Source organism: Pseudomonas sp. NPDC012596 (genome assembly GCF_042902325.1).
In the GTDB taxonomy this organism is placed as follows: Bacteria; Pseudomonadota; Gammaproteobacteria; order Pseudomonadales; family Pseudomonadaceae; genus Aquipseudomonas.
In genome coordinates this window covers 76365-100893 of the sequence record NZ_JBIBEB010000003.1, presented here as the reverse complement: position 1 = coordinate 100893, position 24529 = coordinate 76365, and the positions used below count along the sequence as shown (strand labels likewise).

Below are 24529 nucleotides of genomic sequence, written 5' to 3'. Positions count from 1 at the left end.
GCGATGCGCCGCGCGGGCGGCGCTCGATCTCAAGGACGCTAAAGATCCCAAGACAAGCGCATTGAATGACAGGCTCGCCTTCAAACAACACCCCCCCGCATCCCCCGCAGCGCCGCCCGCAATTGCGCCGGCCTCACCGGCTTGGACAAAATGGCAATATCGCGCCCTTGCACCACCGCCTGGATTCTCTCCAGGTCATGCCCGGTCATGATCAGCGCCGGCACCTGCCAGCCCCGCTGTTGCCGGAGGCTTTCGATGCAATCGACCCCCGTGGCCTCCTGCCCCAGGTCATAATCGGCCACGATCACCTCACACTGGCTGCTCAGCCCCACCGGCGAACTGTGCGCCTCCACCTCGCACCCCCAGCGCTGCAGCAGCGCCGACGTTGCGCGCAGCACGTTGTGGTCATCCTCTACCAGGCACACCCGCAACCCGCCGAGCATCGCGTTCTGCACGGCCTGTTGCTCTACGCCAAGCGCCGGTTTTTCCGCAGCTAGCCGGGGTAGACCCTGCAGGCTGACCGCCGTGCCTCGGCCCAGACGCGAACGCAAACGCACCTGCAAGCCCATCAACCGCCCCAGCCGCTTGACGATCGACAGCCCCAACCCAACGCCTTCAACATCCTTGTCCCGCACTTGGCGTACTCGGTAGAACTCCTCGAACACCAGCCCCTGGTGTTCATCGGCGATGCCCCGCCCCTGGTCATACACCACGATGGCCAGCCCGTCGCCGTGGCGGCGAACAGCAACCAGCAAAGGCCGATGGGCCGCGTACTTGAAGCTGTTGGAAAGCACGTTCTGCACCATGGTCGCGAGAATTCCCCGGTCGGCGCGGGTCCAGTGCCGGCAAGGGCGCAAGCGCATCTCCACACCGGCCCAACGGGCCGCTTCGGCGTTCTGGCGCAGCAGGTCGGCTAGAAAGTCACCCAGGGCGAAGGTTTCGCACTTGGGTTGCACGCGGCCGTTGTCCAGCGTGTACAGGTCGAGGATCGAGCGGAACAGCTGCGACACGTTGAGCAGCGAACGGTCGATGCTGTCCACCAGGCGCCGCTCCTGGTCGCCCAGGGGCGCTTCGCGCAGGCAGGCGGTGAACAGGCCGATCGAATGGATTGGCTGACGCAGGTCGTGGCTGGCCTGGGCGAGGAAACGCGATTTCTCCCGGGTGGCGGCCATCGCCAGCTCCGAAGCTTTGCGGGTGCGCTCCAGCAGCATGTGGGCATAGATCGGGATTACGGTACTGGTGGTCAGCAACATCAGCACCATGAACGGGTTGGCCTGCCAATAAGGGTTCAGCTGGTACACCACCAGCAGCGCCGTCAGCGCCAGCACGGTGGCGATGATCAGGTAGCGGGTGCCGAAACGCATGCCATTGCCCAAGTTCACCCAGACCATCACCGCATACAGCGGCAACGCAGCTTCGCCCCCCAGCACCAGGCCAAAACAGGTGCCGGTGTAGTCGTGCACGATGCCCAGCACACGCCGCCACGGGTAATGCCCCGGCCAGCGGGCGATGGCCTGGCGCAAGCCGATCGACAACAGGATGAAACTGACGATGTAATAGATGACCGGCAGGTAGTCCTGCAGCGAATGGCCGGGCAGAAAGCCCAGTACGGTGATGTACACCAGCGCGCAGCTGGCGACGATGACCCGCAGGTTGGCCTGGTCGAGTTCGTTGTTCTTGTTGTAGTCCATGGTGACGTCCCTGTGCACGGGGTCGCATATCTGCCATTTCGGCGCGACGCTAGCCGTTGTCACCTGCTAAATTAGCACGACCCGGAAGACCGGCGTTCACAGGGAGTGTCAGGACGTGACGTGCCGCATCATTGTGGCGGATGACCATCCGCTGTTCAGGGAGGCGATGGCCCGTACCGTGCAGCGGGTGTTGCCGGATGCCCTGCTGGAAGAGGCCGGCGACCTGCAACAGGTCCTCGAGCTCGCCAGCCAAGGCGAAGCCCCCGATACCCTCATTCTCGACTTGCGCTTCCCTGGCCTGACCGGTATCGACCGCCTGGTCGACCTGCGCCAGCAACTGCGCAGCACCACGCTGATCGTCGTTTCGATGGTCGATGAGCCGTCGCTGATCGAATTGGTCATGGCCAGTGGCGTTGACGGTTTTATCGGCAAGAGCATTGCCCCTGACGAGATCGGCGCGGCGATCCTGGCCATCCGCGAGGGTGAAGTGCTGGTCAAGTACGCACCGTCAGGGTTGTTGCCAAACCTGGGCAGCGACGCCGAGCTGGAACACCTCACCCACCGCCAGCACGAGGTGTTGCGGCTGATCGCCCAGGGCAAGACCAACAAGGAAATCGCCCGGGCGCTGGATATCTCGCCGTTTACCGTGCGCATTCATGTGTCGTCGTTGCTCAAGGCGCTCAATGTCACCTCGCGCACAGCGGCGGCGGTCAAGTACACCGGCACCTGACGCCGCTGGTCGGGGCGGCGCGCGTGCAGCACGATCATCCTGGAGTCATAGGCACTCTAACGTGCACATGCCACCAAGGAGAGCATTATGAACGAGACACTGCGAATGGGCGGTGGGAATGCCCAGGATGACTGGCCCGAACTGGAGCCGGAAAGACGCAACGACCGGGCAGACGATCCGGATGCCGACCCGAACGTCGCCGATGATGATCAAAACCGCCCTGGGGTACCTGCCAGCGACCCGGAATCGGGTGCATGACGCGTTGGAGCGGGCCTGAAAGCCCGCTCCCTCATTTAACTGATAACTGCAGAATCGCCAACCGACTGGCTCGGCTTGCCTCCCGATACCCGCCAACTGACTGCGGTTATGCCGTAGCGCTCGGCCATCGGCCTGCTGACCTTCTTGATTTTTTCGCGGCCGAATTTGGGAATGATGCCGATACCCGCATCACAGCTAGCCCAATGCCAGGCTTCGGTATTGTCCATTCGCTCCATGCGAATGATGAAACTGCGTGGCTCGCCATGCAGTTGGTAGTCGATGATGTACAGCTGGGGGTTAGGCATCACGGGGCCCTCCTCTTCTCCATGGATGACTTCTTCATTGAGTGATGCCCGCCTGGAAAGATTCAAAAAAATTGTCGAACAATTGCACGGTTAGCAAACCCGCCGGGCATACCCCAGCGGGCCCTGGGCGCCGCTGCGGTTTAACCGTGCTGCTGGCGGCCCCCGCCGTGGCTGTTATGCCCACCCTTGCGGCCGGCTTCCGATGCCCGTTGACGGTCGTTGGCAAAGTTGCCGCCCGAAGCCTGGCCGCCTTTGTGGCCAGCTCGGGACGCCCGTTCGCGGTCATTGGCGAAGTTGCCCGGGTTGGTTTCCTTGGTGCCGCCACGTTGTCCGGTCCGCTCTTGATCACGAGCCATGTCGTTTCTCCTTGCGTTTGGATGGAATGACGCATGAATCTGTGCCATGCCTTGTTTCCGAACCGGCTTTGCACGCGTCTGCTCAATCCAGATGGCCGCAGCTGACGGGTGGCGCGAAACATCGGCAAGGCAAATGCTTGCGCGCCATTTTTTACCTGAGCGCTTTCAGGCATGCACGCTCCACTGGGTGGACGCAGCTTCGATGGGCATTTCGTCGATGGCATGAATCATCCCGCTCTCAAGCGCCTCCTTTGGCCCAAGAATGCGCGGATACGCCATCAGGTAGCGCGGTACATCCAGCACCTCGCTGCTGCCTTGCGTGCGCTCGGCCACGATTTCTGCATACAGGCGCAAGTCGTAATCCAGGCTCATCGCATACTCGGCCATGCGCGCATGGTCTATCGAGCCGTGCAGCGTCCAGTGGAACGGGTGGAACAAGAACTTGCTGTGGGCGCAGGCGGTGCGGTGCTCGCCCGCCAGGAACAGGATATTGCCCATCGACTCCACGGTGCCCAGGTTGTGCGTATGCACGGGGATCGGCAACGTGCGCAGGAAGTTGTACAGGGTAAAGCCGTAGCTGCATTCCCCGCCCATGGTAGCGATGTTCAACTGCACGACCTCGGCCCCTTGCTGCAACACCTTGGAGCAGGTGTTGATCAGGTTGCCGCAGGTAGAAGAATTGATCGGGCCGGTGAAGTGGATGATGTGTCTGGCCATGCGTGCCTCCAGGGTGGCGGTCATTGCAGATGAACGGGCAGCCCTTCAATCGCGCGCGTCATCCTCGTTGGAGGGCCCAGTTGGCTAGGGCTTGGGCGAAACGGTGGAATTCCATGCCAACGGTCCTCGGCACTCTGCCCTTCGGTGGAATCGCTGGCGGGCGCAAAGTTCCCTGCGCAGGCCTGCCGGCCATTGGTCACACACTCTGGAACCGTTTGCGTTGGCGGCGGGTCGCTATTCAAGGGACAGCAATGAGGACGACAGTGTGAGCGAGATCCGTATCGGCATATCCGGATGGCGCTATGGCCCCTGGCGCAAAGACTTCTACCCCAAGGGCCTGCGGCAGGACAGCGAGCTGGCCTTTGCCTCCCGGGCGGTCAACAGCATCGAGATCAATGGCTCGTTCTACAGCCTGCAGACACCGGAGCGTTATCGGCACTGGCACGATGACACGCCCGACGACTTCGTGTTTTCAGTCAAAGGGCCGCGTTACATCACCCATGTGCGTCGGCTGAAGGACATCGAGGAGCCTTTGGCGAATTTCTTTGCGTCCGGCCCCTTGCTGCTTGGCAACAAGCTCGGGCCGATCCTGTGGCAATTCCCGCCCAACATGAAGTTCGATGAGGCCCGGTTTTCTCGCTTCCTTGAGCTGCTGCCCCGCGACCGCCAGGCAGCTCGGGCCTGTGCCCGGCAATGCGCCGAGCGCCTGGAGGGCAACGGCAGCACGGGCATCCGTGGCAATGCACGCCTGCGCCATGCCGTGGAGATCCGTAACGAGAGTTTCCTGTGTGAAGCCTTCGTCCAGCTGCTGCGCAAGCACGGCGTGGCCCTGGTAGTGGCCGACAGCGCGGGCAAGTGGCCGTGTGTCGAGGACGTGACCGCCGATTTCGTGTACATGCGCCTGCACGGTGATGTCGAGCTTTACAGCAGCGGCTATACCGCCCGCGCCCTGCGCCACTGGAAACAGCGGATCCTGCGCTGGAGCCAGGGCGAGCAACCGGACGATGCCCAGCTGATCGTTGAAAAGCCGCCACGGCGGCGGGCCTCGCGGGATGTCTACTGCTACTTCGACAACGACCAGAAGGTTCACGCCCCGTTCGATGCCCGGCGCCTGCTGCAAAAGCTGGCCCTGGACGGTGAGCTGGTGACCGAGCCCGGCGTCGAGCCGGAGGTGGCCCTGTGAACAGAACCCTGCCCAGCCCCGGCTGCATCATCGACCGCATCACCACGGTACACCGCCTGAACGTGATGACGATCAATGTGCACAAGGGCTTTACCGCGCTGAACCGCCGCTTCATTTTGCCGGAGCTGCGTGAGGCCGTGCGCGCGACCGGTGCCGACCTTGTGTTCCTCCAGGAAGTGCATGGTAGCCACCAGCAGCATGCGCTGCGCCACCCAGCCTGGCCCGAGGCCCCGCAGTATGAATTTCTCGCCGACAGCATGTGGCCGCAGTTCGCCTATGGGCGCAACGCCGTTTATCCGCACGGCGACCACGGCAATGCACTGCTGTCGAAATTCCCCATCGCCGACCACCGCAACCTCGACGTGTCGATCCGTGGTAACGAAGAGCGCGGCCTGCTGCACTGCCGCCTGGATGTGCCAGGCCATGACGAGGTACACGCGATCTGTGTGCACCTGGGCTTGCGCGAGGCGCACCGGCAGCGTCAGGTGGGCCTGCTGCTCGAGCTGCTGGACAGCCTGCCGGCCGACGCGCCGGTAATCATCGCGGGCGACTTCAACGATTGGCGCCTGAAAGCCGATGCCATGCTCTCGCCGCATGTGGTTGAAGCCTTTGGCAGCCCGGCACGCAGCTTCCCCGCGCGTTTGCCGCTGCTGCGCCTGGACCGCATCTACCTGCGCAACGCGAAGGCGAGCAAAGCGCAGGTGTTGTCGAAATACCCATGGTCGCACTTGTCTGACCATGCCCCCTTGGCCGCGGAGATCGATTTGTGAACAGACCTTGGGTAGAGGGCAACAGCGTCGAGCTGTTGATCAATGGCGAAGACTATTACCCCCGCGTGTTCGAGGCCATGGGCCAGGCACGGGAAGAAATACTGCTGGAAACCTTCATCATCTTCGACGACAAAGTCGGCCAGCAGCTGCAGCAGGTGTTGATCGACGCCGCACGCCGTGGCGTACGCGTGGAACTTGCAGTCGATGGCTATGGCACGGCAGACCTGCCGGATGCGTTCATCTCGGCAATGACCGAAGCCGGCGTGAACTTCCACGCATTCGACCCACAGCCACGCGTGGCGGGTATGCGCACCAACCTGTTCCGCCGCCTGCACCGCAAGATCGTGGTGGTCGACGGTGAGCGGGCATTCATCGGTGGCATCAACTACAGCGCCGATCACCTGGGCGATTTTGGGCCGATGGCCAAGCAGGACTATGCTGTGGAGGTCCGCGGCCCGGTGGTGGCGCAGGTGCATGCCTCCAGTAAACGCTTGATGGCCCCGGTGCTCGACCCGCCCAGCGAGGTGCGCCCGCTTACCGCGCCTGCCGGCCAGGTCAGCGCGGTGCTGGTGGAGCGCGACAATGCCCGGCACCGCACCGATATCGAGGCGTGCTACTTGCAAGCGCTGCGCGCAGCCCGCCAGCGTATCGTGGTGGCCAACGCCTACTTCTTCCCGGGGTATCGGCTGTTGCGCGAACTGCGCAATGCGGCACGCCGGGGTGTGCAGGTGACACTGATTTTGCAGGGCCAACCGGACATGCGCTGGGTGCGCGCGCTGTCACGGCTGCTGTACAACTACCTGTTGCGTGACGGCGTGCACATTCACGAGTACTGCCAACGGCCGCTGCACGGCAAGGTCGCCCTGGTGGACGATGAGTGGTCGACCGTGGGTTCGAGCAACCTCGACCCGCTGAGCCTGTCGTTCAACCTGGAGGCCAACCTGCTGATCCGCGATCGGGCGTTCAACCAGCACCTGCATGAGCACTTGACCTCCCTGGCCAGCGAACAATGCAAAGCGGTGACCCTGGAACGCATGATCCGCGGTTACTGGTGGCGCGCACCGCTGATCTTCATCGGTTTCCACCTCACCCGTTACTTCCCGCGCATTGCTGGCTGGTTTCCAGCGCACCGTCAGCGCCTGCACTCGGTGCAGCCGGAAATGCAGGCCCAGGGCGACCTTCACGAGGGCAACACCTGATGACGCATAAACCGTGGCACACCTGGGGCAAGCGCCTGCTCACCCTGCTGTTCATCGTGCTGATTCCCGTGCTGCTATTTTTGCTGGCGCGCAACCTGGACTGGAACGAGGTGCGCCAATCCCTCGTTGCCTACAAACCGAGTACCTTGATCATCGGCCTGGGGCTGGCGTTGTGCAGTTACCTGACCTTTGCCAGCTACGACCTGCTGGCGCGGGCCTACACCGGGCATCACCTGCCCGCGCGCCAGGTATTGCCGATCGCTTTCGTCTGCTACGCGTTCAACCTCAATTTCACCACCTGGGTGGGTGGCGTGGCATTGCGTTACCGGCTGTACGGGCGCCTGGGGCTTGATACCGCAACCATCACCAAGATCCTGACCCTGGGCCTTTTGACCAACTGGATGGGCTACATGCTGCTGGCCGGCACGGTGTTTGCGCTGCGGCTGGTCAAGCTGCCGGAAAGCTGGGCAGTGGGCGTGACCGGGCTGCAGCTTATCGGCTTTGTGCTGCTTGGCATTGCACTGGCGTACCTGCTGGCCTGCGGTTTTGCCAAGCGCCGCACCTGGCGCGTGCGCGAGCATGAGATCACCCTGCCCTCGCTGCGCCTGGCGCTGTGCCAGGTGGCGCTAGGCGCGAGCAACTGGGCCTTGATGGCGGCGCTGATCTACTGGTTGCTGCCGGATGACCTGTTCTACCCGTCGGTGCTTGGCATTCTGCTGATCAGTTGCGTGGCGGGCGTGGTGGCGCATATTCCCGCAGGGCTCGGGGTGCTCGAAGCGGTGTTTCTCGCCCTGCTGCACGGTCAGTTGGGCCAGGGCACACTGGTGGCAGCGCTGCTGGGTTACCGCACCCTCTACTACCTGATCCCTCTGCTGCTGGCGGTGATCACCTACCTGGTACTGGAGAAACGCGCGCGGGCCATGCGCCAACGCGGCGAAGCGACACTACGCAAGACCTGAACACGGGCCAAGTGCCTGGGAGGTGACACATGCGTCTAACCCTGCTGATGGTGATGCTGGGCACCCTGGCCAGCGGCGAGGTACTGGCCGAAGCCTGCGAGGTCATGACCCGCTCGTCAAGCGAAGCGGTCAAACCGGTGGAAGGCCGAACCTGTTACAGCTACAGCAATATGCCGGCCGAAGCCATCAATTGGTCGTGCAGCAACGAAAGCAAGGAAATGCTCAGCACCGAGAAACACAAGGTGGCACGTTGCGCCGACGGCAGCGTCGGCAGCTGCATCGCACCGCTGACCCAGGAAAGCCTGGCCAACCCGAAGTCGGCAGGCCGCAGTGAGCCCTCGACCAAGCCTTCGCTACCAAAGGACGCGCGGGTGATCACCTACTACTACGACACCCCAAGCCTGGTCCAGGCGCGCGCCGACTGCGAGCGCAACGACGGTATCTGGCAGACGCACTGAGTGAAGGGAGGAAGCAAACATGGCGCGTGGCGACAAAGACAAGTACACCGACAAGCAAAAGCGCAAGGCCGAGCATATCGAGGAGAGCTATGAGGCCAAGGGCATTTCCAAAGGTGAGGCCGAGGCGCGTGCCTGGGCGACGGTCAACAAGCAGTCCGGCGGCGGCGAACGCAAGGGCGGCGCTGGTCAGGCGAAGAGCCCGGCCGCCAAGGCCAAGGCACGTGAGTCCTCGGCCAAACGCGCGGCGGCAACACGTAAAGGTGCGCCGCGCCCGGGGCAGCAGTTGGCCGACATGACCAAGGCTGAGTTGATGGAGCACGCGCGCAAGCACGACATTGCCGGGCGGTCGACCATGCGCAAGGCCGATTTGCTAGAGGCGTTGGCTAAGTACCGGTCGTAAAACGGAGTGCGACAGGGCCGAACCATTAGTCGATGTCATCGACCCTGTCGCGAAAGGTCAGCGCTTGGGCTGCTCATCAACCACGTCATCCGTCCAGGGCTCACCATCCAGCGGCGCAGACCGCGCCAGCTCGGCCTCGTCCAGGCCAATGCCGCCGCCAATCTCATCCGCATCGACCTGGCGCAGGCTTTGGTCGGCAGGCCCATCGCCATCGCCCGGTTCGTAGGGGTCTCGCGCGCCGGTTTCGTCAAACAGCGTGTCAGGGCTCAGGTCGTCGTCGGTGACATTGTCCTCGTGCAGGCTGTCGGTCAGCGCCTCACCGCCGGTCATGCCGCTTTGCGCGACGCGCCCTGGGGGTAACTCCTTGTCCACTTCAGCTGCCGGGCGTTCGTCGCCAATCCGCCCCTGGCGGTCATCGTTGCGTTCGCTGAAGTCCAGCTCGTGAACGCTGCCCATGCGGTCTTCGGTGTTGTCGATCTCGCTGGGCGTGTAAGGCTTGCGGTCAGTGGGTTGGCTCATATCGGCTCTCCGTCAGGGGTGTATGCGGTCGACTCCACATCACCGCCGAAGATTCAGAGTTTTTCGCACCGGCGCTGAAATGAAATTTTGAACTACCACCCCGCCCGCTGCCTCCCTAATTAAAGACCGCGACCCCTATTTGGAGCCTGTCATGGCCAAGCCCCTGCAGGAATATGCGCGCAAGCGCGACTTCAATGCCACCCCCGAGCCCAGTGGCAAGCGCGGCCGCGCCAAAGGTGCACATGCCCTGCAGTTCTGTATCCAGAAGCATGACGCCAGCCACCTGCATTACGACTTTCGCCTGGAGCTGGACGGCACCCTGAAAAGCTGGGCGATCCCCAAGGGCCCCTCGCTCGACCCGAAAGTCCGCCGCCTGGCCGTGCATGTGGAGGACCATCCACTCGACTATGCCGATTTCGAAGGCAGCATCCCCGAAGGGCATTACGGCGCCGGCGACGTGATTGTCTGGGACCGGGGTATCTGGGAGCCCGAGGGTGACGTCCATGCAGCCTATGCCAAGGGCAAGCTGCGCTTTCGCCTGCAGGGTGAGAAGCTCAGCGGCGTGTGGAACCTGTTCCGCACCCACCTGGGCGGCAAGAAAGAGCAGTGGATGCTGGTCAAGTCGCATGACGGCCAGGCGCGCAGCGAGGCCGAGTACAGCATTGTCGATGCGCAACCCGACAGCGTGCTCAGCGATCGCACGCTGGTACCGCGCCGTGCGGCCAAAGCCGATAAAGCCGCCAAACCTGCGAAGCGCAAGCGTACCCGCGCCGCCCATAAAACGGCCTTGCCCGATACCTTGCAGCCTCAATTGGCGACTTTGGTCGATTCGCCGCCCGCTGGCGACTGGCGCTATGAAGTGAAGTTCGATGGCTACCGCATCCTCGCCCGCATCGAAGGCGACGATGTGCGCCTGTTTACCCGCAACGGCCACGACTGGAGCAGCAAGATGCCCCGGCAGGTTGCTGCGCTGCGGGCATTGGGCGTCGAGGCTGCCTGGCTGGATGGCGAGATGGTGGTCAACGGCGAAAACGGCACGGCTGATTTCCAGGCCCTGCAGAATGCATTCGATACCGCACAGGACGAGCAGATCATCTATTACCTGTTCGACTTGCCTTTCCTTGGCGGCGAGGACCTGCGCGAGCAGCCTGTCGAGGACCGGCGCGAGGCCCTGCGCCAACTGCTGGAGCAGGACACGTCTGATGTGCTGGCCTTCTCTGCCGACTTCGACCAGCCCGTGGCGTCGCTGCTAGACAGCGCCTGCCGTATGGAGCTCGAAGGCCTGATCGGCAAACGCGCCGGCAGCCCGTACAGCGGCCGGCGCAGCGCCGACTGGGTCAAGCTCAAGTGCAAGCAGCGCCAGGAATTCGTGATCGTCGGCTTCACCGACCCCAAGGGCAGCCGCAGCGGCTTCGGCGCCCTCTTGCTGGCCCTGCATGACCAGGCCAGCGGTGAGCTGCAGTATGCCGGCAAGGTGGGTACCGGCTTCAGCGCTACCACGCTCGCCAGCATCCATGCCCGCCTCAAACCCCTGGAAATCGCCAAGCCCGCCCTGCCCCGGCCGCCCACAGGTGCCGAAGCCCGGGGCGTGCACTGGCTCAAGCCGCAACTGATGGCCGAGGTGGCGTACGCGCAGATGACCCGGGACGGCATCGTGCGCCATTCGGTGTTCCACGGCCTGCGCGATGACAAACCTGCCAGGGCCATCGATCTGGAGCGCGCCATGCCTGCCAAGACCGTGTCCAAACGCAAGCCCGCGAAAGCACCCGAAGCCATGGGCGATTTGCGCCTGACCCACCCGGACCGGGTGATCGACGCCAGCATCGGCGCCACCAAGCGGGACGTTGCAGAATATTACGCCGGGGTCAGCGAGTGGCTGCTGCCGCAGCTCAAGGACCGCCCAGTGGCGCTGGTGCGTGCGCCCGAGGGGCTCAATGGCGAACTGTTCTTCCAGAAAAACGCCGACGCGCTGCACATCGCCCATGTGGTCAGCTATGACAAGGCCCAGGCCGGCCAGGCGGCGATGGTCATCAACCGCCCCGACACCTTGCTGGGCGCGGTGCAGATGAACATGCTCGAACTGCACACCTGGAACGCGACCGACAAGGACTTCGACAAGCCCGACCGCTTCGTGCTCGACCTCGACCCGGACCCGGCACTGCCCTGGAAGGCGATGATCGAAGCCACCCAGTTGGCACTGACGCTGCTCGACGAACTTGGCCTTACGGTCTTTCTCAAGACCAGTGGTGGCAAAGGCATGCACCTGGTGGTGCCGCTGACCCGGCGCGCCGGCTGGGACGAGGTGAAGGAGTTCAGCCATGCCATCGTCAATTACCTGGCCAAGCTGTTCCCTGACCGCCTGAGCGCGGTGTCGGGGCCGAAAAACCGGGTCGGGCGGATCTTCATCGACTACCTGCGCAACGGCAAAGGGGCAACCACGGCCTGCGCCTATTCCTTGCGGGCACGCGAAGGCCTGCCCGTGTCGGTGCCGATCTGGCGCGAGGAGCTGGCCCAGCTCAAGGGCGCCAACCAGTGGCACATCGGCAACCTGCACGAGCGCCTGGCCGAGGTCGACGACCCTTGGGCGGACATGGCCAAGACCCGGCAATCGATCACCGCACGCATGCGCAAACAGATGGGGATGGCATGAGCATCATTCAGGACTTCAACTTGAGCAATCTCGACAGCTTGCTGCGCACTTTCAGCGAACGGCCGCAGGCCCTCAACCTGGACACCAAGCTTGCGCAACTGATGCAGGCGTTACTGGCCGACCACCTCGACCTGCTGCCCCTACCCGGCCAGGGCCACACCCTGCAGCGCTGGCAAACCCTGGCCCGGGTCGCCGGTTGCGACCTGGCGCTGGCCAAGTTGTACGAGGGCCATACCGACGCGCTGGCTATCCTCGCCGAATGTGGCAGCGCTCACCTGGTGGGGGATGCCATCTGGGGCGTGTGGGCGGCCGAACCGCCGGATGCCCGCGCCCGTGTCGTCAGCCGCGAAGGCGACCAGGTGCGCCTGGCCGGGCGCAAGGCCTGGTGTTCGGGGGCCTTGCAGATCGACCGGGCGCTGATCACCGCCTGGGCCGATGACGACCAGCCGCAATTGGTCGCCATCGAACTGGCCCACACCCGCCAGCGCCTGCACATCGACAATTGGCAAGCGGTCGGCATGGGCACCACCACCAGCGTGGAGATCGAGTTTGACGATGCCCCGGGGATTGCGGTCGGCCAGCCTGGCCAGTACCTGTCGCGCCCAGGCTTCTGGCATGGCGGTGCTGGCATCGCCGCTTGCTGGTATGGGGCCGCCGAGGCATTGGCGGATTACCTGCGGGAACAGTGCCGCAAGCCCCGGCCCGACCCCCATGCTCAGGCGCACCTAGGCGCCGTGGATGCAGCGCTATACGGCGCCCGCGCCGCGTTGCGCGAATGCGCCGCGTGGATAGACCGCCAACCTACGGCCGATGCCAGTTTCGAAGTTCGTCGGGCGCGTGCCCAGGTTGAACAGGCGGTTGAACAGGTGATCCGGCACGTCGGCCGCGCACTGGGTGCAACACCGTTTTGCCGCAGCAGCCATTTCGCCCGGCTGAGCGCCGACTTGCCGGTGTTCTTGCGCCAGAGCCACGCCGAGCGCGACCTGGCCGCCCTTGGACAACAGCTGGCGCAGGTGCCGGCAGGAGCCTGGCAACTATGACGGAAAACCTCATTCAGGCCAGTTCAGGCACGCCATGGGCAGACTGGCAGCATTCGGCGCACCTGGCGCGGGCCACTTGGATCATGCCCGAGCAACTGCTGCCACCCGGGCGGCGCCTGGTGTTGCTTGCCCCGCACCCGGATGACGAGATTCTCATGGCGGGTGGTTTGCTGGCTGGCCTGCACGGCCGCGAGCATGACCTGTTGCTGATCTCGGCTACCGACGGTGAGGGCAGCCACCCCGACTCCGCAACCTGGACCGAACACCGCCTGCGCCGCCAGCGGCCACTGGAAAGCCGGCACGCCCTGCAGCAGCTCGACCTTGACGTCAACCAACTGGACTGGCGGCGGCTGCACCTCAAGGACGGGGCGTTGCCCCGCGACGAGGCCTTTCTGGTCAACCACCTCAACCAATTGCTCAGGCCCGATGACGTGCTGATGACCACCTGGCGAGGCGACGGCCACTGCGACCACGAAGCCCTTGGCCGTGCGGCAGCGCAAGCGGCGCTGGCCCGCAAGGTTCAACTGGTCGAGGTGCCAGTGTGGGCCTGGCACTGGGCAAAGCCTGACGACCCACGCCTGCCCTGGCCCCGCGCGCATCGGCTGGAGCTGGACGAAACCCGCGTGGCGCGCAAGCGCCAGGCGCTGGCCGCGCACCACAGCCAGCTGGAGCCGGACCAGAACCGGCCACCGGTGCTGCCTGCGCACCTGCTCGATTGCCTGCTGCAACCGTTCGAACTCGTGTTTATGTAAGGGGATACGTGATGAGCCTCGATGCGCAGTATTTCGCCGACCTGTATGCCAACAATGAAGACCCCTGGGCCTTTCGCACCCGCTGGTACGAGCGGCGCAAGCGTGACCTGCTGCTGGCCAGCCTGCCGCGGCAGTGCTACCAGCGCGTGTTCGAGCCCGCCTGCGCCAATGGCGAACTGAGCGCCGGCCTGGCCGAACGCTGCGCCGAGCTGTTGTGTCAGGACCTCAACCCCACCGCTGTAGCGCTGGCCCGCCAGCGCCTGGCGGGCGTGCACAATGCCTCGGTGGTCGCGGGCTGCCTGCCGGGGGACTGGCCCGGCGGCAGTTTCGACCTGATCGTGCTCAGTGAAATGGGTTATTACCTGGACCCGACCGACTGGCTGCAAGTGATTGAGCAGTCCGTCGCCAGCCTGACTTACGACGGCGGCCTGCTCGCCTGCCATTGGCGCCACCCGATCGCGGGCTGCCCGCAGGATGGCCGCGAAGTTCACCAGATGCTTGCCAAGCACCTGCCGCTGTACCCAGTGCTGCGCCATGAAGAGGCAGATTTTCTGCTGGAGTATTGGTCATGCGAGCCCAGCGTGGTCGACCTCGACGAGACATGCTCATGATTGCCGTCGTCATCCCCGCACACAATGAAGCCCGCCGGCTGGGCCGGTGTCTCAAGGCTGTGGCTGCAGCAGTTGCCTTGGCCGAGCAGGCGGGGCATCAGGTCGAGGTGCTGGTGGTGCTGGACCGCTGCATCGACGGCAGTGCTGCGGTGGCCAGGCGCTTTGGCGTCCAGGCGCTGGCGGTGGAAGCAGGCAGCGTGGGCATGGCCCGCCGCCTGGGCGCAGCCCTGATGCTGGAACAGGGTGCGAGCTGGCTGGCCTGCACCGATGCCGACAGCCAGGTGCCGCCGCACTGGCTGCTGTCGCAGCTGGCCTGCACGGCCGAGGTGGTGTGCGGCACGGTGCACATCGAGCGTTGGCAGCCCTGGCAACGCGCTGCGCTGCGCAAGTTGTACCGCAGTGGCTACCAGGCGTGCGAGGGGCATCGGCATGTGCATGGCGCCAACCTGGGTGTGTGTGCCCGCGCCTATGAACGTGTAGGCGGCTTTCAGCCGCTGCCGGCGCACGAGGATGTGCAACTGGTGCGCGACCTGGAGGCCAGCGGTGCGCAGATCGTGTGGACGGCCAGGCACAGTGTGGCCACCAGCAGCCGGCTGGACAGCCGCGCCCGGGAAGGGTTTGGGGATTTTCTGGCGGATTTGCAGGCTCAGGTTCTGTAGGGCGTTTGCCGGCCTCTTCGCGGGCAAGCCGCTCTCACTGAACAAACGCTAACTTACTGATTTGGCGCGGATCTTGTAGGAGCGGCTTCAGCCGCGAACACCGGCGAAGCCGGTGCCATCCACCGCGGCGCCTGCTTCGCGGCTGAAGCCGCTCCTACAGAGTGTGCGGCGCGCTCGCGGGCTTTGGGCTCTGCGTGCTCTGATTCATAGGAGCGAGCTTGCCCGCGCAGAGGCCAGCCCTGCTTTCAAGACGCCTTGCGCGGCCGCTTGGCTGGTTTCTTCTCCGCCGGCGCCTTCTTGGCAGCCTTGCCGCCAAGGCTGCGCTTGAGCAGTTCGGTGAGGTCGATGATGTCGGCGCTCTTCTCGGTATCGCCGCCCTCGCCTTTGTCGACCACACTGATCTTGCCTTTGCTGGCCTTCTCTTCCACCAGGTCCATGATGGTCTGGCGGAAGGCGTCGTGGTATTCATCCGGCGACCAGGCACCGCTCATGTCCTCGACCAGGCGCTTGGCCATGTCCAGCTCACGCTTGTCGACCTTGGTGTCGGTCACGCTCTTGTCCAGCTCCAGGGTGTCCAGCCCGCGGACTTCCTCGGGCCAGCGCAGGGTGATCATCACCAGTGCGTCCTCCAGCGGCCGCAGCAACGCCAGGTGCTGACGCGTGTGCAGTACCACCGTGGCCAGCGCCACCTTGCCGGTGCTTTCGAGGGTTTCACGCAGCAATGCATACACTTTGCCGCCACGGCGGTCCGGGCTCAGGTAATACGGGGTGTCGAATTGCTGCAGAGGGATTTCGCTGGCGGCGACGAAGGAGAAAATATCGATGGTCTGGGTCGCTTCAGGCCGCGCTTTGCGGATCTCCTCCTCGCTGATCACCACGTAGCGGCCCTTCTCGTATTCCACGCCCTTGACGATGTTGTCCTTGTCGATTTCCTTGCCGGTCACCTTGTTGACCCGCTTGTAGCCCACCGGCTCCATGCTGCGCTTGTCGAGCCAGTCGAAATCGATGCGCTCGGTGCGCACGGCAGTGTTGAGGGAGACCGGGATATGCACCAGGCCGAAACTGATAGCGCCTTTCCAGATTGCCCTGGCCATGGCGAGCCTCCTAAGGTTGCACGGGTTGACCGGGTTGGCAGTAGCGCACCGCGCCGCAGCGTTCACAGAGCTGGCAGCGCAGCCCTGTCACTTCAGGGTTGGCCATGGCACGCCAGTGGCAGCCACGCAGCAGGCAGACAAATGTCATCAGCCACCTCCTCGGCCCGTGAATGTCGGGCGCTTACTTGAAGTGACTGCACAGCGCCGCGAAGGTTTGATCCAGTCAGCGTTCGGCCGGGCAGATGGTCAGCTCGGCGCGCTGAACAGCACCCGCTGGAAGGCTTCGGCGGCCAGGTGCACCTGCACCGCCCAATCGTCTGCCGCCTCGCTGCCGGCGTCATCGGAGATGTACTTGAGGCAGACGAAGGGAATGCCTTCGTTGCGGGCAATCAGCGCGAGCACGTAGGCCTCCATGTCGACCACGTCGTACGGCGCATCGCCGTGGTTGATCTCGAAGCTGTCGCCGCTGCCGCAGGTTTCCACGGGCAGGCCAGGGATCACATGGCCATATTCCAGCACCACCGGGGTATCCGAGAGCGGCGTCTGGTAGCGGGCAAAGCCCAGCGGGGTCACGTCCATGTCGCGCTGCACGAAGCGCGTACAGCACACCACCGAACCCTTGCCATGCCCCTGGCTACCGGCGGAGCCCAGGTTGACGATGAGCTTGGGCTTGCGCTGGTGGATGGCCTTGGTCAGGGCGATGGCGGCGTTGACCTTGCCGATCCCGGTGAACACAGTGTTCATCTGGGCAAAAACGTTGCCGGCCTCAGCTTCGAGGGCGAAAACAAACAGGGTGTCGGCCATTGAAATATCAGGGAATTGCTTGATCAGCATCATGGAGCGGGCAGGTCCGAGTGGTTTGCAGGGGGCGCCGCCATTGTCGGGGAACCCTGCCGGAATGCAAGCGCCGCTGCAGGGCTGCAGCTGGGGTTTGCTTCAGCCAGGACCTGGTCTACCACGCTATTGACGGCCTGGGCTGCACTGGCACCGCGCACTATCGCTTGCTGCAGGCAGCCGAGCTGGCGGTCGGCGCTGGTCCCTGCGCGCAAAATCCCCCGGGCATGTTCGAACGAGCGCTCGGCGTCCACGGTGTCGACCGGGAAGCACGCCTGCATCTGCGCAAGCCACGCCAATGCGGTAACCGGCTGCTGGGCGTGAATACCAATGAATGTAGCGCTGCGCCCGTAGCGCATCGCGCGCCAGTAGTTTTCCTGGGTAACCCAGCGCAATTCGCGGCTGAACGGCGCCATGGCCGGGTGCGGCACCAGGCAGTGCTCCACCAGGTGGCGGAACAGGCCGGCCAGGCACAGGGCGTCTTCAAGTAACGGGCAGCCGTCGCAGATGCGTAGCTCCACGGTCGGAAAACGTCGCGAAGGCCTGACCGCCCACCAGAAATCGCCATCCGCTGCCAGCGCACCGGTACGTTGCAGCAATGCCCGATAGCGCTGGTACGCGCCCCAATCCGCCAGTGGCTCCGGCAGCCCCATGTGGGGCCACTCGCCGCAGATTACCCGGCGGTAGCTCATGTAGCCGGTCTGCTGGCCTGCCCACAGGGGTGACGACGTGCTCATGGCAAGCAGCAACGGCAGCCAGTAAAGCAGCCGATTGATCAGTTGCATGCGATCACAGCCAGGCGCAACACCCACGTGCACATGGAGCCCGTTGAGCAGGCTACGCCGGGCCACTTGCTGATAATCGGCGAACAGCTGCCGATAGTGCGGCGTTGCCCTGGGTTTTTGCCGCTGCCAGGGTGCATTGGGGTGGCTGGCAGCGGCGTACAGGCCCACGCCATGTCCCCCGAGCACCTCGTTGAGCAGCTGGCGGCTGTCGGTGAAAAAATTGCGCGCCTCGTGCAGGTTGCCGAAGACCGGCGATGCCACTTCTATCTGGCTGCGGAACATTTCCTCGGCGAAATAGCGCCCCAACACTTCATGGCACTGCCGATTGAGGGCAGGCGACGGCGCGGCGTGTACACGCCGGCTGGCGAGCCCGACCAGCAGGTATTCTTCTTCGATGCCGAACGTGCACGCCCGGTCCATGGGGGTCAAGCGCTGCGGTTGACGGTCATGGCCACGGCCGCGATGCGCTCGACGCGCTCGTACCCTGGCTCTGACAATTGCTCGCCGAATACGTCCGGGTCCACTTCGCGATACACCCAGGCCCATTCCGGGCCGGCCAGGCGCAGGCGAATGGCTTCGAGCAAAGGGTCGCGGCCTTCGACAATGGCCACGCCGGTGTAGAGCAGCAGCGACCCACCCGGGTCAAGGCGCTCGCAGGCCTGCTCGACGATGCGCAACGACAGCGCCGCGCCAAGGTCGCCACCACCGTGGCGGTAGGTGCGATGGTTGTGATCGAGCATGTACGGCGGGTTGGCGACGATCAGGTCGAAGTTGCCGCTAAGGGCGTCGAGCAGATTGCTGGGCTGAATGGCAACATTGTTCACGCCCGCCAGCGCGGCGTTGATCGCTGTGTAGCGCAGTGCCAGCGGGTTTATGTCGACGGCGCTGACGTGGGCGTGTTGCACGGCGCGAGCGATCAGCAAGGCACCCACTCCGCTGCCGCAGCCAATGTCCACGGCGCGTTCGACGCGTACCGGGCTGCGTTGCAGGTGGTCGTGGATGACCTGGGCGAAGCGGTAGCTGTCGGGGCCGAAGAACACCGCATCGCTGGCCTCGGTCGGGTAGGCAGAATGCACCAGCAACAGGTCATCGAGGCTGGACCAGCGCACCCGGCTACGCAGCAGCTCGCCGTCATCATCAACTACCTGCGCGGTGCGCAGCTGTTCCAGCGCGTCAGCCGATATCAGCGAGGGCGAAAACGCACGGCTCCAGCCGAACACATCGCGCAAGTTACCCGCACGCTGCGCCCCGGCTCTGGCGTTGTTACGGGCATGGGTAGCGGGCGTCACACAGGTGAAACGATAGCCGTCGGCGCGCAGGCGCCGCCCCAGTTGCAGCAGCGCTGCATCGGCCTGGGCCTGGTGCGGGTCGGGTAGCATCAGTGCGGGCCCTCCTGGGCAAGGCCGGTTACATGAAGGTAGGTACGAGTGGCCTGCAGGCCGTCTGGCAATGCATGACGATTACCGGCCATTTGCGCAATCAGGGTGTCGATGTTCATCGACTGCTTGCGGGTGGCAGGCGGCGGTTCCTGCCCAAGTGCTGCCTCCCAGCTGCCTGGGGGCACGCGGCGCAGCCGCACTTGCCAGCCGTTTGCTATCCAGTCGTGCCACAGCTGCTTCTCGTAAGCATCGAAAACGCCGAACATCGGCGCGCTCGGGCCTTCGATCAGCGACCACCAGCGGCTCTGGGCAGGGTCCACGCCGCGCTTGATCCAGCCCTGTGCTTGCAAGGCCTGCAAAAATGCCGGCAGCGCCCCGGGCTCGGCAAGCCACTGGTTGACGGTGCGCTGCTGCAGCCGGCAACGGTCGGCGTGCATGAACTGCCCGAACAGGCGCTTGCGCTCCAGCGCTGCCAGTAACTGGGCGTCGAGGTTGAAGCGGCTGATGAGCGTCGGCGTGTCGGTGCCCAGGTCGTTCAGGCGATAACCGTGCCTGACCCGCTGATAGAACAGTTCGCGGCCCTCGCGCGGGCACAGTTGCTGCAGCGCGCTTATGGCTTTGTTGGCATGGCCGCTGGCAGCGTTGTCGATGGTCACGTGCAGCTGGAAGTAGTGGCCGTCGATGCCAAGCTCTGCCAGCTCGTAGGTAGTGATCAGCAGGTGCAACGGCGGCTGTTCATAGCCAAGGTTGTAGCCGATGACTTCGGGCAAGTAGTCATCACCGCAGGCGCCCAGCGCCAGTTGCAAGGTGCCCTGCAAATAGCACGCGTCATCCAGCGACACGGGCTCGAGGCAGCCGAGCCGGCTGAGCAGCCGCTGGTAGATCAACACATGGTTGCAACGCGGGTCACCGTCGCCCAGCTCTTCAAGGTAAGTGCGTATCAAACCGTGAAAGCGCGGGTCTTGCCAGTGGCGCAAGGCGCTGAACAGCCAGGCACCATCGACCGCCTTGGTCGGCGCCACTTGCTGCAGAAACCACAATGCCTGGGCGCGATGGGTGAAATACTTGCGTGGCGCGCCTTGCGCGCGTTGCTCAAGGTAGTGGGCGTAATCCGCAGCTACCTGTGCGGCGTGACGCACGCTCCAGGCATGCAACTGGTCTGGGCTGTCCGGCAGGTCGTCTGCCAGCTCAAAGGCCTTGCCCAGTTGTTCGGCAAGCCAATGGTGGGTGTCGCTGGAAGTGCCAGCCAGTAATGCCTGGTAGCGTTCGGCGAGGGTTGGATGCGCGGTCGTGGCTGGCGCCAAAGGTGAATCGTTGCGGGTAAGGGCCGTCATACCGCACTCCTCGTCTGGTTACTGGCTTTGGCCTTGCTGCTGCGGCATTGGCTCGGGGCCTGGCGCAGGTTGTGGTGCGGGTTTTTCGGTGTTCTGCTGCATTTGCAGGGAGGGTTTGCTCTGGTCGGCGTCCTTGGCCGGGTGATCGGAGTCTCGATCAAAACAGCCGCCAACCAGGGTCAGGCTACCCAGCAGGCCCATAATCGGTATCAAGCGCATGGGATGTCCTCGTGTGCAGGTGAACCGCAGTGCCAGGTTGCCCCGGCACTGCGCTACGTCACTTACGAACGGCCGCCCTTGCGGCTCGTGTCGTTGGTGTGGCCACCACCAGACTGTTGGCCCCCTTTGCGTCCGGCTTCGGATGCCTTCTCGCGGTCATTGGCGAAGTTCCCTGGGTTTTTGGTACCGCCTTGGTTGCCTTGACCACCTTGGCTGCCGGTACTGCCCTTTTCTTTCTTGTCCATGGTGCGAAACCTCATGTGACTTCGGGATGCACGGCACAACTGCCGTACATAGGTTCGGAGTTCAGCGATATCGAGACATTCGTTTTATTGCGAAGGGTTCGGACCGGTGGCGTTAAATAAGCGGCGGTGGAGTATTTGGTGCGCCAGTGGATGCCGGCGCGCTCGCGTCCAGCTGTCGCTGCCGCCGCCCGAGCCAACCACCGGTCACGCCCCAACCCAGCGCGAGCACGGCGCCGATGATCATGGCCAGCTGGGGATGGTCCCCCAGCACATCCAGCCCGCGCTTGACCCAACCGCTCAATGCATCGCCGCCGCGATAGACGACTGTGTCGATGAAGTTCTTGGCCTTGTACTTGTCTTCGGCCGGCAACACGGTGAACAGCATCTCCCGCCCTGGCCGCACCAGGGCGTATTCGCCGGCGCGGCGTACGACCATCACCACCACGAACACCGCGAATACCGGCGCCAGGGCCAGCCACAGGAACCCGGCCGCCATCACCAAGGGCACGGCCACCAACAGCACGCCCACGCCCATGCGTTTGGCCAGGCGGCCGGTAATGAACACCTGGGTAAGGATCGCCAGGGCCTGGACAACACTGTCGATCAGGCCGAACACCTGGGTCTGGCGGGTGCGGTCGGTGAACGTTTCGCTGACGATCCGCGCCTGCTCGAAGTACAGGAAGGTGCTGACGCTGGCCAGGAGCACGACGAACAGGGCAATCCCCAACAGGTACGGTGAGCGCAGCACAGCGGTGGCACCGGCGAATGGATTGCCGCCCAAGGGTTTGGAGGCAGGCTGGGCGCTGTGAGCCGGCAACGGGTGGCGGTCACGCCAGTGCTGCAGGTAAACCGCTGCGGCAATGCTGCCCAGCAGAAACAGCGCAGCCAGCACGACCAGGCCGGCATGGCCCAGTGGCGCAACCAGCAGCGTGCCGAAAATTGGCCCGCTGAGGCCGCCCAGGCTGGCCCCGGCCGCGAGTAGGCCGAACAGGCGCTTGCCTTGCTCGGTGGAAAACAGGTCGGCCAGCACACTCCAGGCAAGCGAGATGGTCAGCAGGTTGAACACCGACAACCAGATGTAGAACGCCCGGGCATTCCACAGATCGTCCGGCGCGCGGGCAAACAGCACGGCAAACAGCAGCAGGTTGCTGGCGAAGAAGCCGTAGGTCCAGGGCAGGATATGCCGCCGACGCACTTTTGAGGCCAGCCAGCCGAACAGCGGCAGGCAAGCCAGCGTGGCAATGAAGGTGCCGGTGAACAGCCACTGCAGGTTGTCGACACCGCCTGCTACGCCCATGGTTTCGCGTACCGGCCGTAGCATGAAATAGCCGGTGAACAGCAGGTAGAACAGTGCCAGGCCTGCAGCAACGGCGGGGCCTTCCCCGGGCTGGATGTTCAGCCCTTTGCGCCAGTTGGCCATGGCGTCAGCCGAACTGCTTGATCAGCGCCTGCTGCTGCGCCTGGGTGAGCAGTGGATCGTGCCCGGCCTTGAGCTGGTCGAGCTGGCGATCGGGCCGGCCGGTGGCCGGGATCACCGTGGTCACGGCCGGGTGGCTGATGGCGAACTTCAGAAACAGCTGCGCCCAGCTGCCGATGCCCGCCTCTGCGGCCCAGGCTGGCAAGGGCTGGTCCTTGACCTTGGCAAACAGCCGGCCGTCGTCAAACGCGCGGTTGATCAGCACTGCAATGCCCTTTTCCTGGCACAGCGGCAACAACTCACGCGCGGCCTGTGGCGCATTGACCGAATAATTGATCTGGATAAAGTCCAGCGGCTCGTTGCGCACGATGCGCGCAACCTCGTCCTGGCCGCTGTTCAAATAGTGGGTGATGCCGACGTAGCGGGTCTTGCCTTGTTGCTTGAGTTCACGGGCATAGGGCAGTTGCGTCTGCCAGTCGCGCAGGTTGTGGATTTGCAGCAAATCAACCTTGTCGGTGCGCAGGCTCTTGAGGCTTTGGGCCCATTGCGCTTCGGCATCCGCGCGGCTGTCGGCGGCAATCTTGGTGGCGATGAAGCACTGCCGGTGCCAACCGCCCTCCTCCAGCAGCTGGCCGAGAATACTGTCGGCGCCGCCATAGTTCGGCGAGGTGTCGATGACCTTGCCACCCCCGTCGAAAAACGCCTTGAGCACCTGCTTGAGTTGTAGGTACTCGGCAGAGCCGGGCTCGACTTCGAAGCTGCCGGAGGTCCCAGCGCCAATCACCGGCAAGGCCTCGCCGGTAGACGGGACCTTGCGTGTCAGCAACCCGGCAGAAGGTGCCGCATGCAGCCAAGGCACGGTGGCAAGCAGCCCCAAAGCCGCCCCGGCACGTAGGACATCGCGACGTGCATACATGGCAAAGCTCCCATTATGAGTCGGAAACTTTCAAGGCTAGCCGCATCGCCCCACGCTGGCAGGTGATTCTGTATCTGGATGTTTAGTGATCAGCTTGCAGCAGCAGGCTCAGGTCCAGGCTCTTCGCGGTCATGGGTGGGCACCAGTAGAAACCACCGGTCAGGGGGCGGCTGAAACGGTACAGGCCGTCGATGATGCCGTCTTCCAGGCCGCTCATACGCTTCAATTGCACCTCGAACGCGTCAAAACTGTGGCCCAGGGCGACGAATGCCAGGCCGGCGCCGCGGCTGTCCGCCCACGCCACCGAACGCCGCACCATGAACGCTTCGGGCGCGAAGCTTTCCTGGGCGGTGCGCTTGACGTGGGCCGATTCTGGCGCATCGTCGAGCTCTTCGTTGTCGCTCAGGCGACGGCCGATGATGTTGTCCTGGTCCACTTGGGGCAGCGACTTGAAGTATTCCAGGTCGTGCTTCCACAGCTGGAAGGCGGCAAAGCTGGAGCCTGCCAGGCCCGGCTGCTCGGTGGCAACGATGGCAGCCTCGACGGCAGCCTGGTCAACCGGGTTCTCGGTGCCGTCTTCGTAACCGGTCAGGTCGTGGCCGCCACGGTGCAGGAAGCCGTCGACGCTGTCGGCCAGCCGCAAGGCCGGGGCCAGTGCCTGTTCCAGGGCCTGGGCCTGCAGCAGCAGGTCGCCGCGCTCATCCCCGCGCAGCCATAGCCACAGGGCATGCTGGGTGCTTGGATTCTCCACGGCCGCATCCAGCTGCGGGAATGGGCGCAGGCCTGGCACTTCACGGCCCAGGGCCTTGGCCAGTGGGGCACCGATGCCGACGATCAGGCGCTGGCCATCGACATGCGGCAAGAGAGCATCCAGTGCGCCAGGCAAAGCTTGGGGCATATGCAGGGTGAAGAACAGGTGACGGGCTTGTCCCGGCACCGGGGTGGCAAGCAGACCTTGCTGGAACGGCATGACAGGCTAATCCTAGCTAAAAAAGCGGCATGCTACTGCGCGCGGCAGGCCATCGCAACGCGGCATGCAAACGTGATGG

Annotated in this window: 29 protein-coding genes; 13 read left to right on the top strand and 16 right to left on the bottom strand. The window is 64.2% G+C overall.

What is annotated here, in order from left to right:
• Window positions 1–80: 80 nt before the first annotated feature.
• Window positions 81–1691, bottom strand: a complete 1611-nt coding sequence (locus tag ACFY68_RS05085) for a hybrid sensor histidine kinase/response regulator (protein ID WP_387523991.1) — start codon at window positions 1689–1691, stop codon at window positions 81–83.
• Window positions 1692–1806: 115 nt separating this feature from the next.
• Between ACFY68_RS05085 and ACFY68_RS05080 the strand changes: the two genes are divergently transcribed.
• Together ACFY68_RS05080 and ACFY68_RS05075 are read left to right on the top strand one after the other, a co-directional pair.
• Window positions 1807–2421: a LuxR C-terminal-related transcriptional regulator gene (locus ACFY68_RS05080; protein ID WP_387523988.1), complete on the top strand. Its 615-nt coding sequence runs from the start codon at window positions 1807–1809 to the stop codon at window positions 2419–2421.
• A gap of 87 nt (window positions 2422–2508) precedes the next feature.
• On the top strand, window positions 2509–2679 hold the full coding sequence (locus tag ACFY68_RS05075) for a hypothetical protein (protein ID WP_387523986.1): 171 nt from the start codon (window positions 2509–2511) through the stop codon (window positions 2677–2679).
• Between the two features lie 35 nt (window positions 2680–2714).
• Here ACFY68_RS05075 and ACFY68_RS05070 read toward each other — a convergent pair whose 3' ends face one another.
• The 3 genes from ACFY68_RS05070 to ACFY68_RS05060 form a co-directional block, all read right to left on the bottom strand.
• Window positions 2715–2984, bottom strand: coding sequence for a DUF6555 family protein (locus ACFY68_RS05070; RefSeq protein WP_346613323.1), 270 nt, complete (start codon window positions 2982–2984; stop codon window positions 2715–2717).
• 140 nt (window positions 2985–3124) lie between these two features.
• Window positions 3125–3340, bottom strand: coding sequence for a general stress protein (locus ACFY68_RS05065; RefSeq protein ID WP_387523983.1), 216 nt, complete (start codon window positions 3338–3340; stop codon window positions 3125–3127).
• Window positions 3341–3505: 165 nt separating this feature from the next.
• On the bottom strand, window positions 3506–4057 hold the full coding sequence (locus ACFY68_RS05060) for an ATP-dependent Clp protease proteolytic subunit (RefSeq protein ID WP_387523980.1): 552 nt from the start codon (window positions 4055–4057) through the stop codon (window positions 3506–3508).
• A 265-nt stretch (window positions 4058–4322) separates the two neighbouring features.
• Between ACFY68_RS05060 and ACFY68_RS05055 the strand changes: the two genes are divergently transcribed.
• Genes ACFY68_RS05055 through ACFY68_RS05030 form a run of 6 tightly spaced genes read left to right on the top strand, consistent with a single transcriptional unit; the run spans window position 4323 to window position 9026 of the window.
• Window positions 4323–5240, top strand: a complete 918-nt coding sequence (locus ACFY68_RS05055; RefSeq protein ID WP_387523977.1) for a DUF72 domain-containing protein — start codon at window positions 4323–4325, stop codon at window positions 5238–5240.
• Window positions 5237–6010 (top strand): endonuclease/exonuclease/phosphatase family protein, encoded by a 774-nt coding sequence (locus ACFY68_RS05050; protein ID WP_387523974.1) that lies wholly within the window; start codon window positions 5237–5239, stop codon window positions 6008–6010. The genes ACFY68_RS05055 and ACFY68_RS05050 overlap by 4 nt, the downstream gene beginning before the upstream one ends.
• The gene (gene clsB, locus ACFY68_RS05045; RefSeq protein ID WP_387523971.1) at window positions 6007–7209 is read left to right on the top strand and encodes a cardiolipin synthase ClsB; all 1203 of its coding nucleotides are present in this window, start codon (window positions 6007–6009) and stop codon (window positions 7207–7209) included. Before ACFY68_RS05050 ends, clsB begins: the two co-directional genes overlap by 4 nt.
• Entirely contained in the window at window positions 7209–8168 is a 960-nt protein-coding gene (locus tag ACFY68_RS05040; RefSeq protein WP_387523968.1) for a lysylphosphatidylglycerol synthase domain-containing protein, read from the top strand. The genes clsB and ACFY68_RS05040 overlap by 1 nt, the downstream gene beginning before the upstream one ends.
• A 29-nt stretch (window positions 8169–8197) precedes the next feature.
• Window positions 8198–8626 carry a hypothetical protein gene (locus ACFY68_RS05035; RefSeq protein WP_387523965.1) on the top strand — a complete coding sequence of 143 codons (429 nt, stop codon included), beginning with the start codon at window positions 8198–8200 and terminating at the stop codon, window positions 8624–8626.
• A gap of 19 nt (window positions 8627–8645) precedes the next feature.
• A complete protein-coding gene (locus ACFY68_RS05030; RefSeq protein ID WP_387523962.1) occupies window positions 8646–9026 on the top strand; it encodes a Rho termination factor N-terminal domain-containing protein in 381 nt (126 codons plus the stop codon).
• 57 nt (window positions 9027–9083) lie between these two features.
• Here the strand turns inward: ACFY68_RS05030 and ACFY68_RS05025 are convergent, their stop codons facing one another.
• Window positions 9084–9545 (bottom strand): phosphotransferase system, HPr-related protein, encoded by a 462-nt coding sequence (locus ACFY68_RS05025; protein WP_387523960.1) that lies wholly within the window; start codon window positions 9543–9545, stop codon window positions 9084–9086.
• Between the two features lie 151 nt (window positions 9546–9696).
• On the opposite strand from ACFY68_RS05025, the gene ligD reads away from it, so the two are divergent.
• Genes ligD through ACFY68_RS05000 form a run of 5 tightly spaced genes read left to right on the top strand, consistent with a single transcriptional unit; the run spans window position 9697 to window position 15257 of the window.
• Window positions 9697–12195: a DNA ligase D gene (gene ligD, locus ACFY68_RS05020; protein ID WP_387523957.1), complete on the top strand. Its 2499-nt coding sequence runs from the start codon at window positions 9697–9699 to the stop codon at window positions 12193–12195.
• Window positions 12192–13235, top strand: coding sequence for an acyl-CoA dehydrogenase (locus ACFY68_RS05015; protein ID WP_387523954.1), 1044 nt, complete (start codon window positions 12192–12194; stop codon window positions 13233–13235). Before ligD ends, ACFY68_RS05015 begins: the two co-directional genes overlap by 4 nt.
• Entirely contained in the window at window positions 13232–13987 is a 756-nt protein-coding gene (locus tag ACFY68_RS05010; RefSeq protein ID WP_387523951.1) for a PIG-L deacetylase family protein, read from the top strand. The genes ACFY68_RS05015 and ACFY68_RS05010 overlap by 4 nt, the downstream gene beginning before the upstream one ends.
• Before the next feature lie 11 nt (window positions 13988–13998).
• Window positions 13999–14598 (top strand): class I SAM-dependent methyltransferase, encoded by a 600-nt coding sequence (locus ACFY68_RS05005; RefSeq protein WP_387523948.1) that lies wholly within the window; start codon window positions 13999–14001, stop codon window positions 14596–14598.
• Entirely contained in the window at window positions 14595–15257 is a 663-nt protein-coding gene (locus tag ACFY68_RS05000) for a glycosyltransferase (protein WP_387523945.1), read from the top strand. Before ACFY68_RS05005 ends, ACFY68_RS05000 begins: the two co-directional genes overlap by 4 nt.
• 245 nt (window positions 15258–15502) lie before the next feature.
• Here the strand turns inward: ACFY68_RS05000 and ACFY68_RS04995 are convergent, their stop codons facing one another.
• The 11 genes from ACFY68_RS04995 to ACFY68_RS04945 form a co-directional block, all read right to left on the bottom strand.
• On the bottom strand, window positions 15503–16351 hold the full coding sequence (locus ACFY68_RS04995; RefSeq protein ID WP_387523942.1) for a Ku protein: 849 nt from the start codon (window positions 16349–16351) through the stop codon (window positions 15503–15505).
• Between the two features lie 10 nt (window positions 16352–16361).
• Window positions 16362–16499: a PSPA7_2676 family Cys-rich small protein gene (locus tag ACFY68_RS04990; protein ID WP_387523939.1), complete on the bottom strand. Its 138-nt coding sequence runs from the start codon at window positions 16497–16499 to the stop codon at window positions 16362–16364.
• Between the two features lie 98 nt (window positions 16500–16597).
• The gene (locus ACFY68_RS04985; RefSeq protein WP_387523936.1) at window positions 16598–17188 is read right to left on the bottom strand and encodes a nucleosidase; all 591 of its coding nucleotides are present in this window, start codon (window positions 17186–17188) and stop codon (window positions 16598–16600) included.
• Window positions 17185–18390 carry a carboxylate-amine ligase gene (locus tag ACFY68_RS04980; protein WP_387523933.1) on the bottom strand — a complete coding sequence of 402 codons (1206 nt, stop codon included), beginning with the start codon at window positions 18388–18390 and terminating at the stop codon, window positions 17185–17187. Before ACFY68_RS04980 ends, ACFY68_RS04985 begins: the two co-directional genes overlap by 4 nt.
• Window positions 18391–18395: 5 nt before the next feature.
• A complete protein-coding gene (locus tag ACFY68_RS04975) occupies window positions 18396–19349 on the bottom strand; it encodes a methyltransferase (protein ID WP_387523930.1) in 954 nt (317 codons plus the stop codon).
• Window positions 19349–20683, bottom strand: a complete 1335-nt coding sequence (locus ACFY68_RS04970; protein ID WP_387523927.1) for an iron-containing redox enzyme family protein — start codon at window positions 20681–20683, stop codon at window positions 19349–19351. Before ACFY68_RS04970 ends, ACFY68_RS04975 begins: the two co-directional genes overlap by 1 nt.
• Before the next feature lie 18 nt (window positions 20684–20701).
• The gene (locus tag ACFY68_RS04965) at window positions 20702–20902 is read right to left on the bottom strand and encodes a hypothetical protein (protein WP_387523924.1); all 201 of its coding nucleotides are present in this window, start codon (window positions 20900–20902) and stop codon (window positions 20702–20704) included.
• Window positions 20903–20964: 62 nt separating this feature from the next.
• Entirely contained in the window at window positions 20965–21147 is a 183-nt protein-coding gene (locus ACFY68_RS04960) for a KGG domain-containing protein (RefSeq protein ID WP_346613303.1), read from the bottom strand.
• A 112-nt stretch (window positions 21148–21259) separates the two neighbouring features.
• On the bottom strand, window positions 21260–22567 hold the full coding sequence (locus tag ACFY68_RS04955; RefSeq protein ID WP_387523920.1) for an NTP/NDP exchange transporter: 1308 nt from the start codon (window positions 22565–22567) through the stop codon (window positions 21260–21262).
• A gap of 4 nt (window positions 22568–22571) precedes the next feature.
• Window positions 22572–23480 carry an aldo/keto reductase gene (locus tag ACFY68_RS04950; protein ID WP_387523917.1) on the bottom strand — a complete coding sequence of 303 codons (909 nt, stop codon included), beginning with the start codon at window positions 23478–23480 and terminating at the stop codon, window positions 22572–22574.
• An 82-nt stretch (window positions 23481–23562) separates the two neighbouring features.
• A complete protein-coding gene (locus tag ACFY68_RS04945; protein WP_387523914.1) occupies window positions 23563–24450 on the bottom strand; it encodes a Dyp-type peroxidase in 888 nt (295 codons plus the stop codon).
• Window positions 24451–24529: the final 79 nt, after the last annotated feature.

What these genes read in the sequence shown, in the direction of transcription:
- ACFY68_RS05085 (WP_387523991.1), bottom strand. Translation starts at nt 1,691, where the DNA reads ATGGACTACAACAAGAACAACGAACTCGACCAGGCCAACCTGCGGGTC.
- ACFY68_RS05075 (WP_387523986.1), top strand. Translation starts at nt 2,509, where the DNA reads ATGAACGAGACACTGCGAATGGGCGGTGGGAATGCCCAGGATGACTGG.
- ACFY68_RS05070 (WP_346613323.1), bottom strand. Translation starts at nt 2,984, where the DNA reads ATGCCTAACCCCCAGCTGTACATCATCGACTACCAACTGCATGGCGAG.
- ACFY68_RS05065 (WP_387523983.1), bottom strand. Translation starts at nt 3,340, where the DNA reads ATGGCTCGTGATCAAGAGCGGACCGGACAACGTGGCGGCACCAAGGAA.
- ACFY68_RS05060 (WP_387523980.1), bottom strand. Translation starts at nt 4,057, where the DNA reads ATGGCCAGACACATCATCCACTTCACCGGCCCGATCAATTCTTCTACC.
- ACFY68_RS05040 (WP_387523968.1), top strand. Translation starts at nt 7,209, where the DNA reads ATGACGCATAAACCGTGGCACACCTGGGGCAAGCGCCTGCTCACCCTG.
- ACFY68_RS05035 (WP_387523965.1), top strand. Translation starts at nt 8,198, where the DNA reads ATGCGTCTAACCCTGCTGATGGTGATGCTGGGCACCCTGGCCAGCGGC.
- ACFY68_RS05030 (WP_387523962.1), top strand. Translation starts at nt 8,646, where the DNA reads ATGGCGCGTGGCGACAAAGACAAGTACACCGACAAGCAAAAGCGCAAG.
- ACFY68_RS05025 (WP_387523960.1), bottom strand. Translation starts at nt 9,545, where the DNA reads ATGAGCCAACCCACTGACCGCAAGCCTTACACGCCCAGCGAGATCGAC.
- ligD (WP_387523957.1), top strand. Translation starts at nt 9,697, where the DNA reads ATGGCCAAGCCCCTGCAGGAATATGCGCGCAAGCGCGACTTCAATGCC.
- ACFY68_RS05015 (WP_387523954.1), top strand. Translation starts at nt 12,192, where the DNA reads ATGAGCATCATTCAGGACTTCAACTTGAGCAATCTCGACAGCTTGCTG.
- ACFY68_RS05010 (WP_387523951.1), top strand. Translation starts at nt 13,232, where the DNA reads ATGACGGAAAACCTCATTCAGGCCAGTTCAGGCACGCCATGGGCAGAC.
- ACFY68_RS05005 (WP_387523948.1), top strand. Translation starts at nt 13,999, where the DNA reads ATGAGCCTCGATGCGCAGTATTTCGCCGACCTGTATGCCAACAATGAA.
- ACFY68_RS05000 (WP_387523945.1), top strand. Translation starts at nt 14,595, where the DNA reads ATGATTGCCGTCGTCATCCCCGCACACAATGAAGCCCGCCGGCTGGGC.
- ACFY68_RS04995 (WP_387523942.1), bottom strand. Translation starts at nt 16,351, where the DNA reads ATGGCCAGGGCAATCTGGAAAGGCGCTATCAGTTTCGGCCTGGTGCAT.
- ACFY68_RS04990 (WP_387523939.1), bottom strand. Translation starts at nt 16,499, where the DNA reads ATGACATTTGTCTGCCTGCTGCGTGGCTGCCACTGGCGTGCCATGGCC.
- ACFY68_RS04985 (WP_387523936.1), bottom strand. Translation starts at nt 17,188, where the DNA reads ATGATGCTGATCAAGCAATTCCCTGATATTTCAATGGCCGACACCCTG.
- ACFY68_RS04980 (WP_387523933.1), bottom strand. Translation starts at nt 18,390, where the DNA reads ATGGACCGGGCGTGCACGTTCGGCATCGAAGAAGAATACCTGCTGGTC.
- ACFY68_RS04975 (WP_387523930.1), bottom strand. Translation starts at nt 19,349, where the DNA reads ATGCTACCCGACCCGCACCAGGCCCAGGCCGATGCAGCGCTGCTGCAA.
- ACFY68_RS04970 (WP_387523927.1), bottom strand. Translation starts at nt 20,683, where the DNA reads ATGACGGCCCTTACCCGCAACGATTCACCTTTGGCGCCAGCCACGACC.
- ACFY68_RS04965 (WP_387523924.1), bottom strand. Translation starts at nt 20,902, where the DNA reads ATGCGCTTGATACCGATTATGGGCCTGCTGGGTAGCCTGACCCTGGTT.
- ACFY68_RS04960 (WP_346613303.1), bottom strand. Translation starts at nt 21,147, where the DNA reads ATGGACAAGAAAGAAAAGGGCAGTACCGGCAGCCAAGGTGGTCAAGGC.
- ACFY68_RS04955 (WP_387523920.1), bottom strand. Translation starts at nt 22,567, where the DNA reads ATGGCCAACTGGCGCAAAGGGCTGAACATCCAGCCCGGGGAAGGCCCC.
- ACFY68_RS04950 (WP_387523917.1), bottom strand. Translation starts at nt 23,480, where the DNA reads ATGTATGCACGTCGCGATGTCCTACGTGCCGGGGCGGCTTTGGGGCTG.
- ACFY68_RS04945 (WP_387523914.1), bottom strand. Translation starts at nt 24,450, where the DNA reads ATGCCGTTCCAGCAAGGTCTGCTTGCCACCCCGGTGCCGGGACAAGCC.